This is a genomic window from Kitasatospora sp. NPDC008050 (assembly GCF_042957465.1).
Taxonomy (GTDB): Bacteria; Actinomycetota; Actinomycetes; order Streptomycetales; family Streptomycetaceae; genus Kitasatospora.
The window spans coordinates 144,337-165,314 of the sequence record NZ_JBIBIJ010000012.1 but is presented as its reverse complement, the minus strand read 5'-3'; the positions used below and the strand labels follow the sequence as shown (position 1 = coordinate 165,314).

The 20,978-nt window shown below is 73.7% G+C and carries 21 protein-coding genes; 8 read left to right on the top strand and 13 right to left on the bottom strand.

Annotated features, from left to right (window positions below):
* Positions 1–238: 238 nt before the first annotated feature.
* A complete protein-coding gene (locus tag ACFZB9_RS23930; RefSeq protein WP_391450241.1) occupies positions 239–1,618 on the top strand; it encodes a DUF2254 domain-containing protein in 1,380 nt (459 codons plus the stop codon).
* Here the strand turns inward: ACFZB9_RS23930 and ACFZB9_RS23925 are convergent.
* The 4 genes from ACFZB9_RS23925 to ACFZB9_RS23910 all read right to left on the bottom strand — a co-directional run bounded on the left by ACFZB9_RS23925 (position 1,593) and on the right by ACFZB9_RS23910 (position 5,701).
* Entirely contained in the window at positions 1,593–1,988 is a 396-nt protein-coding gene (locus ACFZB9_RS23925; protein ID WP_391450240.1) for a DUF3592 domain-containing protein, read from the bottom strand. The two genes, ACFZB9_RS23930 and ACFZB9_RS23925, sit on opposite strands and share 26 nt — an antisense overlap.
* Before the next feature lie 139 nt (positions 1,989–2,127).
* Positions 2,128–4,455: an ABC transporter permease gene (locus ACFZB9_RS23920; protein WP_391450238.1), complete on the bottom strand. Its 2,328-nt coding sequence runs from the start codon at positions 4,453–4,455 to the stop codon at positions 2,128–2,130.
* Positions 4,452–5,177, bottom strand: coding sequence for an ABC transporter ATP-binding protein (locus tag ACFZB9_RS23915; protein ID WP_391450236.1), 726 nt, complete (start codon positions 5,175–5,177; stop codon positions 4,452–4,454). The genes ACFZB9_RS23920 and ACFZB9_RS23915 overlap by 4 nt, the downstream gene beginning before the upstream one ends.
* Positions 5,177–5,701, bottom strand: coding sequence for a PadR family transcriptional regulator (locus ACFZB9_RS23910; RefSeq protein ID WP_391450233.1), 525 nt, complete (start codon positions 5,699–5,701; stop codon positions 5,177–5,179). The genes ACFZB9_RS23915 and ACFZB9_RS23910 overlap by 1 nt, the downstream gene beginning before the upstream one ends.
* A gap of 226 nt (positions 5,702–5,927) precedes the next feature.
* Here ACFZB9_RS23910 and gndA point away from each other — a divergent pair, with 226 nt between their 5' ends.
* Genes gndA through ACFZB9_RS23895 form a run of 3 tightly spaced genes read left to right on the top strand, consistent with a single transcriptional unit; the run spans position 5,928 to position 9,234 of the window.
* Complete coding sequence (gene gndA / locus ACFZB9_RS23905) at positions 5,928–7,370, top strand: NADP-dependent phosphogluconate dehydrogenase (protein WP_391450232.1); 1,443 nt, start codon at positions 5,928–5,930, stop codon at positions 7,368–7,370.
* Positions 7,367–8,437 carry a Dyp-type peroxidase gene (locus ACFZB9_RS23900; RefSeq protein WP_391450230.1) on the top strand — a complete coding sequence of 357 codons (1,071 nt, stop codon included), beginning with the start codon at positions 7,367–7,369 and terminating at the stop codon, positions 8,435–8,437. Before gndA ends, ACFZB9_RS23900 begins: the two co-directional genes overlap by 4 nt.
* Positions 8,434–9,234: a family 1 encapsulin nanocompartment shell protein gene (locus ACFZB9_RS23895; protein WP_391450228.1), complete on the top strand. Its 801-nt coding sequence runs from the start codon at positions 8,434–8,436 to the stop codon at positions 9,232–9,234. The genes ACFZB9_RS23900 and ACFZB9_RS23895 overlap by 4 nt, the downstream gene beginning before the upstream one ends.
* Positions 9,235–9,260: 26 nt before the next feature.
* On the opposite strand, the gene ACFZB9_RS23890 is transcribed toward ACFZB9_RS23895, so the two are convergent.
* From ACFZB9_RS23890 to ACFZB9_RS23870, 5 genes are all read right to left on the bottom strand, one after another.
* Positions 9,261–10,412: a calcium:proton antiporter gene (locus tag ACFZB9_RS23890; protein WP_391450227.1), complete on the bottom strand. Its 1,152-nt coding sequence runs from the start codon at positions 10,410–10,412 to the stop codon at positions 9,261–9,263.
* 68 nt (positions 10,413–10,480) lie between these two features.
* Complete coding sequence (locus ACFZB9_RS23885) at positions 10,481–10,915, bottom strand: NUDIX domain-containing protein (RefSeq protein WP_391450225.1); 435 nt, start codon at positions 10,913–10,915, stop codon at positions 10,481–10,483.
* On the bottom strand, positions 10,915–11,607 hold the full coding sequence (locus ACFZB9_RS23880) for an HAD family hydrolase (protein WP_391450223.1): 693 nt from the start codon (positions 11,605–11,607) through the stop codon (positions 10,915–10,917). The genes ACFZB9_RS23885 and ACFZB9_RS23880 overlap by 1 nt, the downstream gene beginning before the upstream one ends.
* A gap of 79 nt (positions 11,608–11,686) precedes the next feature.
* Positions 11,687–12,331 (bottom strand): dihydrofolate reductase family protein, encoded by a 645-nt coding sequence (locus tag ACFZB9_RS23875; RefSeq protein ID WP_391450221.1) that lies wholly within the window; start codon positions 12,329–12,331, stop codon positions 11,687–11,689.
* Between the two features lie 72 nt (positions 12,332–12,403).
* On the bottom strand, positions 12,404–13,576 hold the full coding sequence (locus tag ACFZB9_RS23870) for a glycoside hydrolase family 3 N-terminal domain-containing protein (RefSeq protein WP_391450219.1): 1,173 nt from the start codon (positions 13,574–13,576) through the stop codon (positions 12,404–12,406).
* 226 nt (positions 13,577–13,802) lie between these two features.
* Here ACFZB9_RS23870 and ACFZB9_RS23865 point away from each other — a divergent pair, with 226 nt between their 5' ends.
* Positions 13,803–14,360 carry a carboxymuconolactone decarboxylase family protein gene (locus ACFZB9_RS23865; protein WP_391450217.1) on the top strand — a complete coding sequence of 186 codons (558 nt, stop codon included), beginning with the start codon at positions 13,803–13,805 and terminating at the stop codon, positions 14,358–14,360.
* A gap of 57 nt (positions 14,361–14,417) precedes the next feature.
* Here the strand turns inward: ACFZB9_RS23865 and ACFZB9_RS23860 are convergent, their stop codons facing one another.
* Together ACFZB9_RS23860 and ACFZB9_RS23855 are read right to left on the bottom strand one after the other, a co-directional pair.
* Positions 14,418–14,810: a DUF6296 family protein gene (locus tag ACFZB9_RS23860; RefSeq protein ID WP_391450215.1), complete on the bottom strand. Its 393-nt coding sequence runs from the start codon at positions 14,808–14,810 to the stop codon at positions 14,418–14,420.
* A 102-nt stretch (positions 14,811–14,912) separates the two neighbouring features.
* A complete protein-coding gene (locus ACFZB9_RS23855) occupies positions 14,913–15,674 on the bottom strand; it encodes a DedA family protein (protein ID WP_391450214.1) in 762 nt (253 codons plus the stop codon).
* A gap of 233 nt (positions 15,675–15,907) precedes the next feature.
* Here ACFZB9_RS23855 and ACFZB9_RS23850 point away from each other — a divergent pair, with 233 nt between their 5' ends.
* Entirely contained in the window at positions 15,908–17,410 is a 1,503-nt protein-coding gene (locus ACFZB9_RS23850) for an MFS transporter (protein WP_391450212.1), read from the top strand.
* On the top strand, positions 17,407–18,048 hold the full coding sequence (locus ACFZB9_RS23845; protein ID WP_391450210.1) for a helix-turn-helix domain-containing protein: 642 nt from the start codon (positions 17,407–17,409) through the stop codon (positions 18,046–18,048). The genes ACFZB9_RS23850 and ACFZB9_RS23845 overlap by 4 nt, the downstream gene beginning before the upstream one ends.
* A 116-nt stretch (positions 18,049–18,164) precedes the next feature.
* On the opposite strand, the gene ACFZB9_RS23840 is transcribed toward ACFZB9_RS23845, so the two are convergent.
* Together ACFZB9_RS23840 and ACFZB9_RS23835 are read right to left on the bottom strand one after the other, a co-directional pair.
* A complete protein-coding gene (locus tag ACFZB9_RS23840; protein WP_391450208.1) occupies positions 18,165–18,449 on the bottom strand; it encodes a hypothetical protein in 285 nt (94 codons plus the stop codon).
* Positions 18,450–18,750: 301 nt separating this feature from the next.
* Positions 18,751–19,494: a PIG-L deacetylase family protein gene (locus ACFZB9_RS23835; protein WP_391450206.1), complete on the bottom strand. Its 744-nt coding sequence runs from the start codon at positions 19,492–19,494 to the stop codon at positions 18,751–18,753.
* A gap of 262 nt (positions 19,495–19,756) precedes the next feature.
* Here ACFZB9_RS23835 and ACFZB9_RS23830 point away from each other — a divergent pair, with 262 nt between their 5' ends.
* Entirely contained in the window at positions 19,757–20,959 is a 1,203-nt protein-coding gene (locus tag ACFZB9_RS23830; RefSeq protein WP_391450205.1) for an ROK family protein, read from the top strand.
* Positions 20,960–20,978: the final 19 nt, after the last annotated feature.

Here is a 20,978-nt window from a genome sequence, read left to right as displayed (position 1 = left end):
GCCACCGGCGCCGGGTTTCGGCTGCGTGCCGGGTGTCGAGTCGTCACCGGGCTTCGAGCCGAGGTACCGCATGCCCGCGGTGGGCGACGGGAGAGGAGTGGACTAAGCTCCTCGGCTGGTGCGCCGGGAAGTCTGGTCGGCAACAGGAGACAGCTCTGACGTCCACGTTGCCAGGAGGCCCCGTGCCCGCCCGTACCCGTACCGCCGAACCCCGCCCGCTCGACGAGGCGGTGCGCTGATGCGGGGCCGGGCCTTCCTGGAGACCGACTGGCGGCGCGAGAGGCTGCGCACCAACCTGTGGCTGGTGCCGACCGTCGAGGCGCTGATCGCCGTGCTGCTCTTCGCGGTGACCACCGCGCTGGACCGGGCCGCCTACGACGGGCGGTTCCGCCTCGCCACCTGGGTGCTGGCCGGCACGGCGGACGGGGCCCGGCAGATCCTCACCACCGTCGCGGCCGCCATCATCACCGTGGTCGGCCTGGTCTTCTCGATCACCATCGTCGCGCTGACCCTGGCCTCCACCCAGTTCGGCCCCCGCATGCTGCGCACCTTCATCCGGGACCGGGGCACCCAGCTGGCGCTCGGCGCCTTCGTGGCCACCTTCTGCTACACGGTCCTGGTGCTGGTCGTGATCAGCCCGGGCCCGCACGGCGACTTCGTGCCGCATCTGTCGATCACCGTCGCGCTCGGCCTGACCGGGGTCGATCTCGCGGTGCTGATCTACTTCATCAACCACATAGCCACCATGATCCAGCTGCCGCAGGTGATCGCCGGCATCGCCACCGACCTGGCCCGCGCGATCGAGGCGCAGGGAGGCGAGGACCAGCCCGCCCCCGCGCTGGGCGACAGCGGGCCGGACCGGGAGAAACTGCTGGCCCTGGTCGCCGCGCGCGGGGCCGCGATACCGACCACGGCCAGCGGCTACCTGCAGTACATCAGCCACGAGCGGTTGGTGCGGATCGCCACCGAGACCGATGCGGTGATCCATCTGCCCTACCGGCCCGGGCACTTCCTGGTGCAGGGCCAGCCGCTCGCGGTGGTCTGGCCGGCGGAGCGGGCCGAGCGGGTGGCCCGGCAACTGCGCCGCGGCCAGATCACCGGCCCCTACCGGACGCTGACCCAGGACATCTCCTTCGGCGTCGACCAGCTGGTGGAGATCGCGATCCGCGCCCTGTCGCCGGCCGTCAACGACACCTTCACCGCACTGACCTGCATCGACTGGCTCGGCGACTGCCTGTGCCGGATCAACCACGGCTGGCACCCGCAACGCGTGTACCGGGACCGCGGCGGCCGGATCCGGCTGATCGCCTACCAGGCCGACTACGACCGGCTGGTGCAGCGCTCCTTCGAGAAGATCCGCCAGTCGGCGGGCGGGATGCCGGCCGTGATGATCCGGCAACTGGAGATCCTGGGCAAGGTGATGGAGCAGACCGCGCAGCCCGGGCGGCGCGCGGTGCTGCTGGAGCAGGGCGCGATGATCTGGCGCCTGTGCGAGGCCACCGTGCCGGAGCCGGCCGACCGCGAGGACGTGCTTCGACGCTACGAAGCCCTGCGTGAGGCCGATATGACGGACAGTCGGACAGCTGCCGTACTCAGGCCGCGAGTGCGGCCAAGGTGAGCGCGGTCAGCACGATGACGGCCCCGGCGGCCATGAACCCGTACTCGATCGCCGTCCGCTCCCGGCCCTGGACCAGGACCTGACGTGGGTCGGCCGGGTCGTAGCGGACCAGCACCTCGCGCCCGGCGGTCAGCGGCTGGGCGCGGCTGGGGCCGACCGGGGAGAGGACCTCCATCACCAGCCCCTCCCGGGTGGCGAACTGGAGCAGCGGTCGCCCGGGGCCGTCCGCGCCGCTCGCGCGCCGGGCGACGAGCGCCGACGCGGTGACCCCCACCTGCCGCAGCCGGCGCGTCTCGGCCAGCCCGGCGACCCCGGCGAGGTAGGCGAGCACGCCGCCGACCAGCAGGTTGAGCGCGAGTAGTGCGAACACGGCAGCCGTCCCCTCAACCGGTTGGTCCTGGCAGTGCCACCTTCTCTCCACGGTAGTCCAGCGCCGGGGCCGCCGACAGGGCACCGACGCGCCCGGTGGGGTGCGGGCCGGGTGCCCGCACCCCACCGGGCGGACCCGCTTACTCGTAGCGCAGTCCCGCCGGTCCGGTCCGGCGCAACAGTGCCGGCAGGCTCAGCGCCGTGATCAACAGCACCGCGAGCGCGCCCGCACCGGCCATCAGCGCGATGTCGCCCCAGGCGAAGCCGATCGGCACCTTGGCCAGGAAGAGCAGTGCGGTGCCCAGTGCCAGGCCGGAGGTGACGGCGAGGGCCAGGCCGAGCAGGACCGGGACCACGCTCTGGCAGAGCAGCGCGCAGGCCAGCGTGCGGGTGCGGGTCCCGAAAGCGGTGAGCACCGCCAGGGTGCGCCTGCGCTCGCGCAGTTGCTCCAGCAGGCCGACCAGCATGCCGGCGCCGATCAGGGTCAGGATCCCCACCGTGCCGGCCGTCAGGGCGTTGCGCACGCTGAGGAACTGGCTGTCCGGCTGCCCGCTCGCGGAGTTGTACACGCCGCTCTCCGGGCTGATCATCGCCGCGTCGGTGCGGATCCGCTCCTCGGCGTCCGGCGTGCCGGGCACCGGGTGCACCTCGACACTGGCGATCTGGGAGTGCAGCAGGGCGGCGGGGAGTACGGACGGGGTGGCCAGGATGGCGTCCAGGTAGTGTGGGCGGCCGTCGTCCAGGGGCTGGGTGAGCGTGGCGCGGGAGGCCGGCAGCTGCCAGTTGCTCTTGGGCTCGCCGATCGGCTCCAGCTGCACCGGTCCGCCGGCCGCGAGCGGGCTGTGGCCGGTCGGGGCGGACCGCAGACCCAGGGTGGTGAAGACGTCCCCGTCGGTGCAGTCGGCGATGTGGTTCATGGCCTTCAAAGTCGCGCAGTCGGCCACCCGGATGGTGAAGAACTGGTCGCCCATGCCGGCGTAGAGGTCGGTGTAGCCGGTCGCGTCGGCGACGCCGGGGCTGTGGCGCAGCTGGTCGGCGAGTTGCGTGGCACGGTCACCGGCCGCGTCGAAGCTGACGGACAGCAGGGTGCGGTCCTTGGTGGCCAGTTCGGCGGCCGAGGGGCTGCGCGCGGTGGCGAGCGAGCCGAGCAGGGTCTGCAGGGCGATCGCGCCGGCCACCGTCACCACGATGCCGGTCACCGGCCGGGCCGCGCTCTCCGGGTTGAACCGCAGCCGGCCGAGCGCCAGTTGCCAGGCCGGCGGTCCGCTGACCCGGCGCAGCGCGCGGGAGGCCAGCGCGACCAGGGGCGGCAGCAGCAGGGTGGCGCCGACCAGCAGCAGGAGCAGGCCGACGATCAGGATCGCCAGGGCCTGGTTGTTGTCGAGCGAGGTCAGCTTGCCGCGCTGGGTGAAGAGCAGGCCGAGGCCGAGCAGCGGCAGCAGCACGCGCCACCAGATCGCCCGTCGCCGGGTCTCGGCGCCCCGTACCACGCCGAGCGGTTCGGCGGCGATCCGGCGCATGGTCAGCATGGTGACGGCGACGGCCAGCAGCGGGACGGCGACGAGCACCAGGGCCGCCAGCACCGGCTGCGGCTGCAGGTCGTCGGCGAAGACGCTCAGTCCCGCGATGGTCACCTTCGCCACCAGCTGACGGCCGATCAGGAAGAAGACCGCGCCCAGCCCCAGGCCCAGCACCGCGCCGGCCAGTGACTCGCCGGCCGAGATCCGCGCGGTGGTGGCGCGGTCGGCGCCCGCCAGTCGCAGGGCTGCCAGCCGGCGGTCGCGCGCCTCGCTGCCGAACCGGGCGGCGGCGGCGACGAACACGGCCACCGGGCTGAGCAGGATCACCACGCCGGCCACGGTGAGCAGCAGCAGGACCGGGTCGGTCGGCTTGGGCGGCAGCTTCTCCTCGAAGTGGTCGATCCGCAAAGTATCCGGATCGCCGTCGGTCAGTTTGTCGCTGCCCAGGTAGAAGGCGTAGTCACCGGGGCCGGCCAGACCGGCGGGGCCGATCGTGCCGGTGATCGGCTCGGGGTAGCGCTCGCGCAGCAGTGCCTCGCCGGGCGCGTGCAGCAGCTTGGCCAGTGCCGGGGAGACGGCGAGCGTGCCGGGGGCCGGGTAGGCGCTCAGGCCCGGCGGCAGCGGGGCGTTCGGCCCCTCGGGCTGGACGATCCGGCCGAAGAAGTCCTGGCCGTGGTACGTGCCGCGGGCGTCGTGGATCAGCAGGCTGTGGTCGGAGCGCGGCGCGATCACGGCGGAGACCACCGCGCCGCTCTGGGTGCGGAGCTTGTCGTCGCGGTGCTCGCGCACGGAGGGGAAGGAGGCGGCCAGCAGCAGCGTGGCCACGCCGAGGCCCACGCCGATCGCGGTCAGCGCGGTGCGCAGGCGGCTGTCGCGGCCGCCGGTGAAGGCCAGCCGCAGGCCGATCACCAGGTCGGTGACCAGGCGGGAGAGCGGACGCTCGCTCATCGGCTCTCCCCGGGCTCACGGGTACGCCCGTCGCGCACCACGACCTCGCGGTCCGCGTAGGCGGCCACCCGCATGTCGTGGGTGACCAGCAGCACGGCCGCGCCGGACTCCCGGGCGGCGGCGGTGAGCAGCGCCATCACCTGCTCGCCGTGCAGTGAGTCGAGCGCGCCGGTGGGCTCGTCGGCGAAGATCACCGCCGGCTCGGTGACCAGCGCGCGGGCGATCGCGGCCCGCTGGCCCTGGCCGCCGGACAGCTCGGCCGGCCGCTTGTCGGCGAGGTCGGCCACGTCCAGCCGCTCCAGCCACTGCCTGGCCCGCTCCTCGGCCAGGTGCCGGCGGATCCCGTTCAGTCGCAGCGGGAACGCGACGTTCTCCAGGCAGGAGAGCTCGGGCACCAGCTGGCCGAACTGGAAGACGAAGCCGAAGTCGGAGCGGCGCAGCGCGCTGCGGGCGCCGTCGGACAGACCGGCCAGGTCCTGGCCGCGGTAGCTGACGGTGCCGGCTTCGGGCCGGATCAGACCGGCCAGGCAGTGCAGCAGGGTGGACTTGCCGGAGCCGGAGGTGCCCAGCACGGCGACCAGCTCGCCGGGGCCTATGTCCAGCGAGGCGCCGTTCAGGGCCTGGGTGAGGCCGAAGCTCTTCTGGACGTCGGTGGCGGCCAGCAGCGTGCCCTCGGCCAGTGGGCCGGTGGTGCGGGCGGTGGTGGTGGGGGCGGTGGACATCAGGCGCGCACCTTCTTGGCCAGGTCGTCGAGTCGGGCCGCGGTCAGCTCCAGCCAGCGCAGGTCGGCCTCCAGGTGGAACAGTGCGTGGTCGCAGAGCAACTGGTCGGCCAGGTCGCCGGCCAGCTTGCGGCGGGTCAGCTCGCGCATGTGGCGCAGGTGTTCGGCACGCTGGGCCTCCAGCACCTCCTGGGCGGGACGCCCGGTCAGCAGGGCCAGCACCACCTTGGTGTAGAGGGTGCTCTGCAGGTAGGAGGCGGGGCTCTCGGGCTCGGCCAGCCAGCGGCTGACGTCGGTGATCCCGGCCTCGGTGATCACGTAGCGCTTGCGCTCGGGCCCCTCGCCCTGCTCGGTGCCGTCGACTTCGACCAGGCCGCTCTTCAGCAGGCGGGAGAGGGTGGCGTAGACCTGGCCGTAGGGCAGTGCGCGGGTCTGGCCGAAGCGCTCGTCGTAGGCGCGCTTGAGGTCGTAGCCGTGGCGCGGATGGGACTCGAGCAGTCCCAGGATGGTGTGACCGAGTGACATGCAGGCGACTATACACAAGGTGTATACATCGAACGCATAGTGGGGCGACCCCAGCTGACGCCAGCTCAGGACGTCCACGCCCGGCCCCCGGCCGCTCGCCACGCCGGACCGCCCCGGTCCGGACGCTGTGCGCCCGCTCCGCGTGCCGTGGTGCACGGACGGGAGCGGCACGGCAGGCTTGGGGCTGTTCACCGTGCTGCTGGACGAGCGACTTGGAGTCATCTGAATGAGCGCGCAGGAGTCTGCCGACATCGGCGTCACCGGACTGGCCGTCATGGGCCGCAACCTGGCCCGGAACTTCGCCCGGCACGGCCACCGGGTCGCCCTGCACAACCGCAGCGCCGCCCGGACCAGCGCGCTGATGGCCGAATTCGGCCACGAGGGCGCGTTCGTCCCCAGCGAGACCACGGCGCAGTTCGTGGCCTCGCTGGCCCGCCCGCGGCGGATCGTCATCATGGTCAAGGCGGGCGAACCCACCGACGCGGTGATCGACGAACTGGTCCCGCTGCTCGAAGCCGGCGACATCGTGGTCGACGGCGGCAACGCCCACTTCATGGACACCCGGCGGCGCGAGGCCGCGCTGCGCGAACACGGCCTGCACTTCGTCGGGACCGGCATCTCCGGCGGCGAGGAGGGCGCGCTGCTGGGCCCGAGCATCATGCCCGGCGGCACCGCCGAGGCCTACCGGTCGCTGGGGCCGCTGCTGGAGTCGATCGCGGCCAAGGTGGACGGGCAGCCCTGCTGCACCCACGTCGGCCCGGACGGCGCCGGACACTTCGTCAAGATGGTGCACAACGGCATCGAGTACGCCGACATGCAGCTGATCGCCGAGGCCTACGACCTGCTGCGGCACGGCGCCGGGCGCCAGCCCGCCGAGATCGCCCGGACCTTCCGGACCTGGAACGAGGACCGGCTCAACTCCTACCTGATCGAGATCACCGCCGAGGTGCTCGGCCACACCGACGCCGCCACCGGGCGCCCGTTCGTCGACATCGTCCAGGACCGGGCCGAGCAGAAGGGCACCGGGCGCTGGACGGTGCAGAGCGCCCTCGAACTCGGCGTGCCGGTCTCCGGCATCGCCGAGGCGGTCTTCGCCCGCTCGCTCTCCGGCAGCACGGCGCTGCGCGAGGCGGCCCGGGACCTGCCCGGTCCCACCGAGACCTGGCTGGACAGCGCGGCGGCCGACCGCTTCGCCGGCGACGTGGAGCAGGCGCTGTACGCCTCGAAGATCGTCGCCTACGCCCAGGGCTTCAACCAGATCCAGGCGGGCAGCGCGGAGTACGGCTGGCGGATCGCGCCCGGCGCGATGGCCTCGATCTGGCGCGGCGGCTGCATCATCAGGGCGAAGTTCCTGGACCGGATCGAGGCCGCCTACCAGGCCGACCCCGAGCTGCCCACCCTGCTCACCGACGAGTACTTCCGCAAGGCGCTCGCCGAGGCGCAGTCCGCCTGGCGCCGGGTGGTCTCCACCGCCGCCCAACTCGGCGTGCCGGTACCAGGGTTCGCCACCGCACTGGCCTACTACGACGCGCTGCGCGCCGGGCGGCTGCCGGCCGCGCTGATCCAGGGCCAGCGGGACTTCTTCGGCGCGCACACCTACCGGCGCACCGACCGGGACGGGGTGTTCCACACGCTCTGGGCCGGCGACCGCAGCGAGCAGCAGCAGTGACGCCGGCCGACGGGCCGGGGCCGGCGGCCCCGCGCCCGCAGGCCGTGCGGGCCCCGCTCAGCTGCGCCGCGCTCTTCCTGGTCCTCACCGTGCGCCCCGGCGGCGAGCAGGCGGTGCGCGACCTGCTGCCCGACCTCGCGCCACTGCGCAGGTCGGTCGGCTTCCGCGGCGGTGACACCGGGCTCAGCTGCGTGCTCGGCATCGGCTCGCTGCTCTGGGACCGCCTCTTCGCCCCGCCGCGCCCCGCCGGGCTGCACCCCTTCCGCGAGCTGCGCGGCGAGCGGCACACCGCCCCCGCCACCCCCGGCGACCTGCTGCTGCACCTGCGTGCCGAGCGCCAGGACGCCTGCTTCGACCTGGCCGGCCTGCTGCTGGAGCGGCTGCGCGGCGCCGTGGACGTGGTGGACGAGGTGACCGGCTTCGGCTACCCCGACCGGCGCGACCTGCTCGGCTTCGTCGACGGCACCGAGAACCCCGAAGGCGCCGACGCCGACCGGGCGGCGCTGATCGGCGCCGAGGACCCGGACTTCGCCGGCGGCAGCTACGTGGTGGTCCAGAAGTACCTGCACGACCTGGCCGGCTGGCAGGCGCTGCCGGTCGGGCAGCAGGAGGGCGCGGTGGGGCGCACCAAGCTCGCAGACGTCGAACTGCCCGCGGCCGAGCAGCCGGTGGACTCGCACGTGGCCCTCACCAGCCTCGATCCGGTGGACGGCGAGGAGCGCGAGATCGTGCGGCTGAACATGCCGTTCGGCTCCTACGCCGACAGGGAGTTCGGCACCTACTTCATCGGCTACTGCCACACCCCGGCGGTGACCGAGGAGATGCTGGAGAACATGTTCCTCGGGCGGCCGCCGGGCAGCCACGACCGGCTGCTCGACTTCTCGACGGCCGTCACCGGCGGACTCTTCTTCGTCCCGTCCGCCGACCTGCTCGACGACCCGCCGCCCGCCGCCGGAACGGCAGCCGCGCGGATCGCCCCCGCCACGGCGGACGGCTCGCTCGGCATCGGCAGCCTCAAGCAGCAGCCCACACCCCTCGCCGGACCGCAAAGGAGTGCCACCGTATGAACAACCTGCACCGCGAGCTGGCCCCGATCTCCACCGGGGCCTGGGCGCAGATCGAGGAGGAGGCCCGGCGCACCTTCACCCTGCACCTGGCCGGGCGCCGGGTGGTCGACCTGGTGGGTCCGGTGGGCCCGGACCTCGCCGCGGTCGGCTCCGGCCATCTGCAGTCGATCGCCGCGCTGGTACCGGGGACCATGGCGCACGCGCGCGAGTCCCGCCCGGTGGTCGAACTGCGGGTGCCGTTCACCCTGGACCGCCAGGCCGTGGACGACGTCGAGCGCGGCTCCCAGGACTCCGACTGGCAGCCCGTCAAGGACGCGGCCCGCACCATGGCGCAGGCCGAGGACACCGCGATCTTCGAGGGCTGGCCGGCGGCCGGCATCACCGGGGTGCGGATCGCCTCCGACAACCCGACGGTCACCCTGCCGGCCGAGGTCACCGACTACCCGGACGCGGTCAGCCGGGCGCTGACCACGCTGCGGCTGGCCGGCGTGGACGGCCCGTACTCGCTGCTGCTGGGCGCCGACGCGTACACCGCGGTCAACGAGACCTCCAACCATGGCTATCCGGTGCGCCAGCACCTGGCGCGGGTGGTCACCGGGGAGATCATCTGGGCGCCGGCCCTGCAGGGCGCAGTGGTGCTCTCCACCCGGGGCGGCGACTTCGAGCTGCACCTGGGCCAGGACCTGTCGATCGGCTACCTGTCGCACGACGCCCACGCGGTGCGGCTCTACCTCCAGGAGTCGCTGACCTTCGCGCTGCACTCCCCGGAGGCCGCGGTCACGCTCGTCAACCCCTGAAACCGCGCCCCTGCCGGCGGTCGGTCCTACGGGCTGACCGCCAGCACCACGTAGCCGGCCAGCACCGACAGGTGCACCCCGCCCTGCAGCGGGGTGGCCCGGCCCGGGATCACGGTCAGCGTGCCCACCGCCACGGTGAGCGCGAGCAGCACCAGGTGCGAGGCGCCCAGGCCCAGCACCAGCGGCCCGCTCAGCCAGATGGAGGCCAGCGCGACGGACGGGATGGTCAGCCCGATGCTGGCCATCGCCGAGCCGAGCGCCAGGTTCAGCCCGGTCTGCACCTCGTCGCGCTTGGCGGCCCGGACCGCCGCGATGGTCTCCGGCAGCAGCACCAGCATCGCGATCACCACGCCCATCACCGAGGCCGGCAGCCCGGCCGCCGTGACGCCGCGTTCGATGGTCGGCGAGACCGTCTTGGCCAGGCCGACCACGGCCACCAGGGCGACCATCAGCAGCACCAGGCTGGTGGTGGTCTCTCTGGTGCTTGGGAGTTCGTCGTGGGTCCCGTCGTGAGTCCCGCCGTGGATCTCGCCGTGCCGGTCATCGGCCGTGGGCCGGTCGATCAGCTCCGGCGGCAGGAAGTACTCCCGGTGGCGCACCGTCTGGGTGGTCACGAAGAGGCCGTAGAGCACCAGGGCGGCCACCGAGGCGAAGGTGAGCTGGGTGGGGGAGAAGTCCGGCCCGGGGGTGCTGGTGGTGAACGAGGGCAGCGCCAGGCTGAGCGTGGCGAGAGTGGCCACCGTGGCCAGCGCGGCGCCGGTGCCCTCCGGGTTGAAGACCGCGACCCGGGTGCGCAGCGAGCCGAGCAGCAGGCAGAGCCCGACGATCCCGTTGCAGGTGATCATGACCGCGGCGAAGACGGTGTCCCGGGCGAGGGTGGCGTTCTTGGCCGCGGAGTCGACCATCAGGGTGACGATCAGCGCCACCTCGATCACCGTGACCGCCACCGCCAGGACCAGTGACCCGAGCGGTTCGCCGACCCGGTGCGCCACCACCTCCGCGTGGTGCACCGCCGCCAGCACCGCCAGGACCAGCACCAGCCCGGCGAGCGCGGCCACCGCGTTCGGCAGCGTGCGCCCCCAGACCAGCGCGAGCAGCACGGCCGCCAGTGGCGGCAGCAGGAGGGTCCACCGGCTGAGGGCGGTGGTCAGCATCTGGGGCAGCGGTGGTCGGGTCATCGGGGAGAGCTTGGCAGACCCGGCGACTGCTGGAGCGTCAGAAACGCCGCAGGCGCCGCCCGGTCGAGCTACGCCCCGCGCCCTGCCAGGTGGGCCCGGGCCAGCGCCAGGGTCGGCGGCAGCTGGGAGTGCGGCGGCGCGGGCAGCTCGTCCTCGCCGAACCAGCCGAGCGCGTCGAACTTGTGCGGTTCACCGATCGCCACCGCCGCCGGGTCGACCCGCACCGCGCAGACGACGGCGACCCAGTGCGAGTCCACCGGGTCCCCGCGCAGCACGTTGCGCACCCCGAGCACGGTGATCGCGAGCGGCTCGGCCGTGTACTCCTCGCGCACCTCGCGGGCCACCGCCGCCTCGAACTCCTCGCCGAACTCCAGCGCCCCCGCGCCGCAGTCCCACCGCCCCGGCTCGTCCCGGGCGGCCGCCGCACGCCGGGCGAGCAGCACCCGCCCGGCACCGTCGTGGCAGACGAAGACGCAGGAGACCGAGGGCTGACGGGCCGCCATCAGAAGTGCTCCCCGAGTTCGGCGAACGTCGCCAGTCGCAGCACGCCGCCGTCGGCGGGGTCCAGCTCGGCGGCCTCCAGGGCCCAGGTGTGCTGGTGCGGGATGTAGACCGCGTTCAGCCCGGCCGCCCGGGCCGGCAGGACGTCGGACTTCGGCGAGTTGCCGATCATCCAGGTCCGCTCCGGGGGCAGCGTGTGGGTGTCGATCAGTCGCCGGTAGGCTGCCACGTCCTTCTCCGGGACGATGTGCACCGCCTTGAAGTGGTCGGCCAGTCCCGAGGCGTCGATCTTCGCCTGCTGCTCCGCGAGGTCGCCCTTGGTGAGCAGCAGCAGCTCGTGCCGCCGGGCGAGCGCGGCCAGCGTCTGGGCCACGCCGGGGATCAGCTCCACCTCGGCGCTGGTGATCGAGGCGGCCAACGCCGCCAGGCGGTCCCGCTCCGCCGCGGTGGCCGCCCGGCCGTGCAGCTGCTCGTGACACTCGCCGAGGCTGCGCAGGAAGACCTGGGAGCCGTAGCCGTGGCGGGCGGCGTTGGCGGCCTCGATGCCGTCGAGGGTGGCGCGGGCCGCGGCGCGGCTGGGCGCGGGCGGGGCCACCTCGTCGAGGAAGGCCTCGATCGCCCGCTCGAAACGGATGTTGTTCTCCCACAGGGTGTCGTCGGCGTCGAAGACCAGCACCTGTTCGTCAAGTCGCATCCGGCCACCGTAGGCGGTGGGCGATCACGGCGTCAGGTGGTTTTCGCGCCCCCGGGCGGGCGCCGCCGCGCGGCGCGCGTCATCGCCGGGTCAGGGTCAGGTGGGTGACGCCGCTGGGCGCGGAGACGGACTCGACGTGGAAGCGCTCCTCCATCCCGCCGAGGCCGTCCCACAGCCGCTCGCCGCAGCCCAGCACGATCGGGACGATCACCAGGTGCAGCCGGTCGATCAGGTCCGCGGCCAGGAACGCGCGCACGGTGCTCGGGCCGCCGCCGATCCGCACGTCCAGACCGCCCGCGGCCTCGCGCGCCTGCCGCACTGCCTCGTGGGGTGTGGCGTCGATGAAGTGGAAGGTGGTGCCGCCGGCCATCTCCATCGCGGGGCGGGGGTGGTGGGTCAGCACGAACACCGGGGTGTGGAACGGCGGGTTGTCGCCCCACCAGCCCTGCCACCGCTGGTCCTGCCAGGGGCCGCGGTGCGGGCTGAACTTGTTGCGCCCCATGATCTCCGCACCGATGCCCGCGTCCCAGGTGCGGGCCATCACGTCGTCGATCCCGGTGCCGCCGCCGCTCTCGCCGTGCATCTGGCGGAACGTCCTGGTCTGGAAGAACCAGTCGTGCAGCCGGTGGCCGGCATGGCCGAACGGCGCGTCGAGCCGCTGCCCGGCGCCGGTGCCGAAGCCGTCGAGGGAGAGGGAGAAGTTGTGGACTCTCACCAGGGACATGGGGGTGCGCTCCTGCCTCGGTCGGTGTGCTCTGGTCGGTACGGTGGGGCCAGGTACGGCTCGGCTCGTGGCTCAGTGCAGCCCGGCCCGCAGCGCGGAGACCCGGGCCAGCGCGGCGTCGAATCCGGCGCGGTCGAGCCGGTTGGTGGTCAGCGCGTCGGCCAGCGCGGTGGTGGCGTCCTCGCCCTGCTCGGGGTCCTGGGCCGAGCAGAGGATCAGGTCCATGCCCGCGCCGGCGGCCGTCACGGCCCGCTGTCCGGTGCCGCCCCAGGCGCGCAGCGCGCCGGCCTCCAGCGCGTCGGTGATGGTCACGCCGTGGAAGCCGAGCCGGTCGCGCAGCTCGCCGTTGACCACGGAGGGGGACAGGCCCGCCGGATGGTCGGGGTCGAGCGCGGGGTAGACGGCCCAGGAGACCATCACCAGGTCGACCCCGGCGCCGATGGCCGCCGGGTAGGGCGCCTCGTCGGTCGCGGTCAGCCGCTGCCTGTCGGCGTTCAGGGTGACCGGCCCGGTGTCGGTGTCGCTGCCGGCGGGCGCGGTGCCCAGGCCCGGGAAGTGCTTGGCGGTGGCGGCCACGCCGGCGTGCTGCTGGGCGGTGATGAAGGCGCTGCCGAGGGTGGCCGCGGCGGCCGGATCGCTGCTGTAGGAGCGCTCGGTCCGGTCGATGAAGTTGCCGTCCTGGTCGTGGACGTCCAGCACCGGGGCGAGATTGACGTTCATTCCGTGCGCGGTGAGGTTCTGGGCCGCCGCGGCGCCCGCGGCACCGGCGGCGGCCGCCGGGTCCTGGCCCTGCCCGATCGCCCGCTCGGACTGCTCCGGTGCACCGGGCAGGCGGCGGATCAGCCCGCCCTCCTGGTCGGTCATCAGCAGCAGCGGCAGCCGCACGGGGCTCTGTTGCTGGGCCTGGCGCAGGGCGGTGACGGCGCGGTTCAGCGCGTCGGGGTCGGCCGTGTTGGAGCCGAAGAAGATCACCCCGGCGGCCCGTCCGGTGCGGACCGCGGTGAGCAGGGAGGTGGGGACGGTGGGGCCGTTGTAGGAGTAGACGACCCGTTGGCCGGCCAGCTGGTCGGGGGTCAGCACGGGCAGCGCGGGTGCGCGGGCGCCGGCCAGCGCGGCCGGCGAGCCCTGCGGCGCCGGGGCGGCCGCGGTGGCGTCCGCCGTGCCACCGCGTGGCTGCACGGGGGCACCGCAGGCGGTGAGCAGCAGGGCGAGGCACCCGAGCAGCTGGCGGGCGGGTGAGCGCATCAGACCTTCTTTCGCAGCTGCCGGGTCCTGGACCGACGCGGCACCAGGTGGCGGCGTCCGGACTGATCCTCCGGGGACGAGCATCGCTCATCGGAGTGACGGTGCCGCGCAAGCATGGGCAAATGTGTTCGTGTCGCGGCCGTCCGATCGACCGCGCGGTAGCACCATCGGCCGGTCCTGCCATGGAAATGCAGCTTGTCCGAGGTCGATCGCCACCCGTAGATTCATGATCATGACGAACGCGAGCACGACCGAGAGCACGACCGAGAGCACGAACGCGAGCACGACCGAGAGCACGAACGAGAGCACGACCGGGAACCCCGCCACCGCCGCGCACCGGCTCAACCTGGCCCAGGCTGCCCCGAAGGTCTTCAAGGCCGTGCTCGGCCTGGACGCGGCCGCCCGGGAAGGCGTCGACCCGGCCCTGGTCGAGCTGGTCCAGATCCGCGTCTCGCAGCTGAACGGCTGCGCCTACTGCCTGCACATGCACACCAGCGACGCCCGCAAGGCGGGCGAGAGCGAGGAGCGGCTGCACCTGGTGGCCCTCTGGCGCGAGGCCGCGCACTTCTTCACCGCCAAGGAGCGCGCCGCGCTCGCGCTGGCCGAGTCGGTCACCCGGCTCACGGACGGCGGCGTGCCGCAGGCCGTCTACGACCGGGCGGCCGAGCACTTCGAGCAGGCCGAGCTGGCCCAGCTGGTGGCGGTGATCCTGACCATCAACACCTGGAACCGGATCGCGATCATCTCGGCCAAGGTCGCCGGCACCGACGAGCGCGGCCGCTGAACCTCGCGGTTCGGCGGCCGGATGGGGGCGGGCTGTCAGGCGGGGGCGGGCGCGATGTCAGCTGATCGGACCGCCCCAGACCTCGCGGCCGGGTGGTACGGCCGAGGCCGCGGCCCGGGCCTGCGGCAGGGGGACGGCGTGCAGGCACTGGTGCTGGTGGCCCTCGACGGCGTCCAGCAGGCTGGCCACCCCGCTGGCGGTGTCGATCGAGACCAGGAACGCACCGGTGTCGTCGGCGTAGACGGCGTGGCCGCCGTTGGTCCTCGGCGTCCAGTGCACCACGACCACGGTGGCGGGCCCGTGCTGACCGACCGGGCCGGGTAGAGAGACTGCGTAGCGCTGGACGGGTTCCACGATCGGGCCTCCTCGGGACCGGGCGGACCGGCAGCCCGGACCGCCGTCCGGGCCGATCCCTGAGCATCTGCCCAGTGATGTGCCCTTCAATCCCATTTTGGCATGACCATTGCGCCATGGATCGTGCTGCGCCGACCGGATTGCCGCCGGGGCAGGAAATGCGTGACACGGCCACGGAGCACGGTCGGCCGGGCACCTTCAGCCACCGGACGGTGGGTGCGGCGGAACCTCCGGATCCGCCGCGGTGCCGTGCGCGGCGCCCCGCCCGGCCGGGGCCGGGTCCGGGGGCGGCGGGGGCACGGGGGCTTCGTCGCAGCGCGCCGTGGACGGGCGGACCGGGGCGTGCTCCGCGGTGTGGGCGCGCTTGCGGCTGCGCCACCACAGCAGCAGGAGCGCCACCACCAGCACCCCGGCCAGCGCGGCCACCCCGGCCAGGCCGATGGTGTGCAGCAGGCGCTGGGCGGAGGCGCCGAGGAAGTAGCCGAGCGCCACGTTGCCCAGCCCCCAGGCGAGCGAGGCCCCGGCGCTGAAGGCCAGGAAGCGGCGGTAGGGCATCTTGGCGGCGCCGGCGGCGAACGGCACGAAGGACCGGACGAATCCGATGAAGCGCCCGGTGAAGACGGCGGGGCCGCCACGCTCGCGCAGGTAGCTGCCGGCCCGGTCGATCCGCCCGCCGGGGCGGATCCGGTGGCCGCGTTGCGGGGCGCCGAGCCGCTTGCCGAGCAACCGCCCGAGTGCGTAGCCCAGGCTGTCCCCGACGATGCCGCCGGTCACCACGGCGATGGCCAGCGGCACCGGGTTGAGCGTCCCGTGGGCGGAGAGCGCGGCGGCGAAGAGGATCACCGTCTCGCTGGGCAGCACCAGGCCCACGAAGGCGCTGGTCTCAGCGGCGGTCAGGGCGAAGATCAGGGCATAGGACCACAGGCCCGCGGCCTGGACCAGCGAGGTCAGCGCGCCCATCACCCTCTCCTTGCCGAGTCACCCCGTCGCCCGGTCGAGCCCCCCTCCCGCATGGTCCCCCTTCGCGCCAACGCGCGCTGCCAAATGGTTCATTCCACTGCCCGGCCGCGGGGAACGGGATTGTGGGCCCGGGGGTTTCGCCGTGTCATCCGATTATGTCATCATCTGAAGACATCGCATGAAGACATCATCCGATGCCTCGTGCACGTCTCTTGGTATGGGAGGGCGCGTCCATGGACACCCCGAGCGGGCGGTCGACCTGGCGCGAGCGGGCCCTGGTGCCCGTCCTGGTCTTTCTCGGCACCGTGGTGGCGGTGATCAGCAGCCTCGGTGCACCACTGGTCCCGACCATCGCCACCGTCGACCACGTCTCGCTGTCCGACGCCCAGTGGTCGCTGACCATCACCATGCTGGTCGGTGCCGTCGCCACCCCCGTGATGGGACGCCTGGGCGACGGCCCCCGGCGCCGCGCGGTGACCTTGGGTGCCGCCGCCGTGGTCGTGGTCGGCAGCGTGCTGGCCGCGTTGCCGCTGGGCTTCGGCTGGCTGGTGATCGGGCGCGCACTGCAGGGGATCGGCCTCGGCCTCACCCCGCTGGCCATCGCCACCGCCCGGGACAGCCTGCCCGCCGAGGCCTCCCGCTCGGCGGTGGCGCTGCTCTCGATCACCACGGTGGCCGGCGTCGGCCTCGGCTACCCGATCACCGGGCTGATCGCCGAGTCCTTCGGGATCCACGCCGGCTTCTGGTTCGGCGCCATGATCAGCGCGCTCGCGCTGCTGCTCGCCGCCCTGGTGCTGCCGGCCACCACCGACCGCCGGCAGCGCCCGCTGGACACCCTCGGTGCCGCGCTGCTCGGCCTCGCGCTCGCCGGGCTGCTGCTGGTGCTCAGCGAGGGGGAGAGCTGGGGCTGGGCCGCACCGCGCCTGTGGGCGCTGGCGGTGGTCGCGGTGCTGCTGCTGGCCTGCTGGATCCGCCACGAGCTGCGCACCGAGCACCCGCTGGTGGAGCTGCGCACGCTGCGCAACAGGATCGTGCTGACCGCGGACGTGGCCGGTCTGGTCGCCGGTGTCGGGATGTACCTGCTGATGTCGCTGGTGATCCGCTTCGTGCAGACCCCCACCTCCACCGGCTACGGACTGGGCGGCTCGGTGGTGGTCGCGGGCCTGGTGCTGCTGCCGTTCTCGGCGCTGAGCGTGCTCTCCAGCAAGGTGGTGCCGGTGCTGATCCGGCGCACCTCCACCGCTCTGGTGCTGCCGCTGGGCTGTGCGATCTCGCTGGTCTCGGTGGTCGTCTTCCTGTTCGCCCGTGGCCACCTGTGGGAGCTGCTGGTGGTGATGGCCATCGCCGGGCTCGGCGTCGGCTGCACCTTCGCCGTGATGCCCGGTCTGATCGTCGCAGCGGTGCCGGCCGACGAGGTCGGCAGCTCGGTGAGCTTCAACCAGGTGCTGCGCTACGTCGGCTACTCCACCGGCAGCGCGCTGTGCGGAGCGGTGCTCCAGGCGCACACCGCGCCCGGGCAGCTGCTGCCCGGCAACGACGGCTACCGGTTCGCCGCGCTGATCAGCTGTGCGGTCTGGGTGGTGGTCGGGCTGGTTACCATCGTGCTGCCCCGGCGCGCTGCCGGAGCAGCTCAGGTGGCGATGGTGGACGAGGAGCTGATGGTGGACGAGAGCATCGCCGATATCGCACCCGGCGAGGACGATGTGCCGTTCAGCCCGGCGCGGGCCGAGTCGTGACCGAGGCGGCGAAGGCCGAGGGGGCGGCGGAGCGGCCGGAGCCGGCGGCGAAGGCCGAGCGGGCCGGCGAGAGCGCACCGGCGCCGGCCCGCCGCCGGGACGCGGCCCGCAGCAGGGAACTGCTCATCACGGCGGCGATGGAGCTCTTCGCCGACCGTGGCTTCGAACGCACCACCACCCGGGAGATCGGCGAACGGGCAGGCGTCGACCCCGCGCTCATCGCCCGGTACTTCGGCGGCAAGATGCAGCTCTACCTGGCCGCCGTCCGGGTCGAGCAGGGCGACGTGGCCCCCGCCGACCTGCTCGACGAGGACCGGCTGCGCGAACTGCTGGACCGCTTCGACCGGCGCGGGCCGGGGCCGTCCTTCCAGGCCGCCGTGCTGCCGGGGGACAGCCCCGAGGTGCAGCAGGCCGCCCGGACGCACCTGCGCGAGCGGCTGGTGGATCCGCTGCACGACCGGTTCGCCGCCGAGGGCGTGCCGCGGGCCCAGCTGCGTGCCGAGCTGGCGGCGGCGGCCTTCGCCGGGGTGATCCTGGCCCGCACCAGCGGCGCCTTCGGCGAGCTGGCCGAGACGCGGGCGGCGGAGCTGCTGCCGCTGCTGCGCGAACTGTTGGGCGCCACCCGACCCGCACAGTGAGCTGCCTCCCGCGGGTGCGGGAGGCAGCTCGGTACGGCTTCGGGGGCGGGTCGGGGCCGGGCTCCGGTTCACCCTCGGCTTTCGGCCCAGGCCCAGGCCAAGGTCGAGGCCCAGGGTCAGGTGAGCGCGGCCCCGCCGCCGGCCTTGACCGCGTTGACGGCCGCCTGGTGCAGATCACGGGCGATCTGCTCCTCGGTCACCGTCTGCGGGCTGCCCTGCAGGGTGAACCAGTCCAGGGCGTCCGTGTACTGCACGGTGAGGATCGCCTCGGTGCCGGTCCAGGTGGTGTGCACACTCAGGTCGCCGGTGAGTTTCACGCCCTCGACGCTGAGGACACCGCCTGGTCCTGATCGAACGTTCTTGGTGGTCCAGGCCGCCCAGCAGGCCGGTTCCTCAGCCATTGCGTTCTCTCCGCTCCGGGGGGATCACGAGAACTGTCGGGATCTCGTGTCGGGGTCTTGTGGGGATCGCGCGCGGTGCGCCGGGGGCGGCATCGGTTGCCGCCCGCCACGATCCGACAACCGCTCACATGCTAGCCGCAGCCGCCGGGCCGCGCCCACCAGGCGTGGCGGGGGCGGCCCGACCCGGTGGGGCCGATGCGGCGGCAAACGGCCTTGGTGACGGCCGGATCTGACGGTTCGCCAGGTACGCAAGGTGCGCCAGTGACCGGACCGGCACGATCGGTCACGCGTGGCGCGTGCGTCAAGGATGCAGGTTGATCACCTCGAAGGCCGCCGCGAAGCGGGTGCCCAGTCGGGTACCGGTGGCGCGGCCCATCGACTCCAGGAAACCGCGGGCATCGGACATCTGGCCGCCCAGGCCCGCCAGGTACGCCGCGTGGGCCTCCAGCGAGGCGACCCCGGCCTCGAAGTGGTCGGTGGTGTCGACGCCGTGCCCGGACAGCGGGGAGCCGGCCGCCCAGACCTGCCGCACGCCGTTCCACGGCTCCAGCCCCTCGGCGGTCAGCTCGCGGAAGACCCAGCGGTTGCCCGCGTCGCGCGCAGCGTCCAGGGCGGCCCGCCCGGCGGCGATGTGGTCGGCCTGGTTGGGGAAGACCCCGCCGTAGGTCTCCCGGAAGTTGGTGGTCAGCACGATCTCCGGGCGGTGCCGGCGCACCAGGCGCGCGATGTCGCGGCGCAGCGGCAGCCCGTACTCCACCACCCCGTCCGGATGGCGCAGGAACTCCACGGTGTCGACGCCGACCAGCCGGGCCGAGGTGATCTGCTCGGCCTCGCGCAGCGGGGCGCACTCGGCCGGGTCGAGCGAGTCGATGCCGGCCTCGCCGCTGGTGACCATGGCGTAGACGACCGTCTTGCCCTGGGCCGTCCAGCGGGCCACGGCCGCCGCGGCGCCGTACTCCATGTCGTCCGGGTGGGCGGCCACCGCCAGCGCGCGCTGCCAGTTCTCGTCGATGGCGGCCAGGGGGCTGGGGATCGGTTCGGTCATCGTGCCGCTCCTCGGGGCTGGGTTCGGTCCGCTGCTTGATCGGTGATCACCGTCTCGACCAGCCACTATCGCGCAAGTCTGACGCCGTGTCAGCCGAGTGGGGCCGGGGCGCGCCGGATGCGGGTGGCCGAGCGGCCCCGGCTCCGCCGGCTCGAACACCACCTGGGGGCGACGACCGGTCCCCCCGGACCGCCGCGCAGGTCAGCCGTGTTGCATAGAGTGGCTGCGGCAGAGAACGCACGGCGACGGCCCGGAGGCATCGATGAACTCGCGCCCGGCGACGGGTGCCGCATCCCGGGGCGGGCCGCAGGCGGCGCAGCCCTGGAACCGGCAGCGGCTGCGCAGCAACAACGAGTGGCTGCTGCTGGAGCACCTGCGGACCGGCGGGGCGGCCTCCCGGGCCCAACTCGCCCGGGACACCGGCCTGTCCAAACCCACCGTGTCCGCCGCACTGGCGATGCTGGACCGGGCCGGCCTGGTCCGCGAGGCCGGGTTGCTGGCGCCCGAGCGCGGGCGGGTGGCGGTGCTCTACGAGCCCGATCCGCAGGCCGGGCATGTGCTCGGGGTGGATGTCGGGCGGGCCTGGCTGCGAGTGGCCGTGGCCGACCTGGCCGGGCGGATCGTGGCCCGGCGCGATGTGCCCAACCGCGGGCGCAGCGCCGACGCGGTCGCGGACGCGGTGGTCGCCGCGGCGCGCGAGACCACCGAGGAGGCCGGGCTGCGTCCCTCCGAGGTGGTGCACGCGGCGATCGGCTCGCCCGGCGTGTGGGACGAGTCGCAGCGCCGGGTCCAGTACGCCGGCAACCTGCCGGGCTGGGGACGGCGTGGGCTCTTCGAGCGGATCGCGGCGGGCCTGGAGACCAGGATCAGCGTGCACAACGACGCCAACCTCGCCGCGCTCGGCGAGTACGCGGACGGGGTGGGCGCCGGCAGCCGGGTCTTCGTCTACCTGCTGATCGGCACCGGCCTGGGCATGGGCGTGGTGGTGGGCGGCGAACTCCAGCCGGGCTCCGGGGGCGCGGCCGGCGAGATCGGACTGCTGCCGGTGGCGGGCGGCGCGCACACCCTGGAAGGCACCGCTGCCGCCGAGTCCGTGGTGCGCTCGGCCCGGGAGTTGGGCATGCGCGGGACGCTGACGGCCAAGCGGGTCTTCGAGGCGGCCCGGGCCGGCGACCCGGCCGCGCGGGCGGCCGTGCTCCGCGAGGCGGAGCAACTGGCCTTCGCGGTCGCGGTGGTGGCCGCCGTGCTCGATCCGGATCTGGTGGTGCTGGGCGGCGGTCTCGGCCATGGCGCCGATCTGCTGATCGATCCGCTGGAGCGCGAGCTGCACCGGCTCACCCCGCTGCGGCCACGGTTGGCGGCCAGCATGCTGGGTGACGAGGCGGTGTTGCGCGGGGCGCTGGCCACCGCGCTGCTGGGCGCCCGACCCGAGGTGTTCGAGCGCCGAACAGCGGCGGTGGGATAGCCGGTTGGTGGGTCGGAAG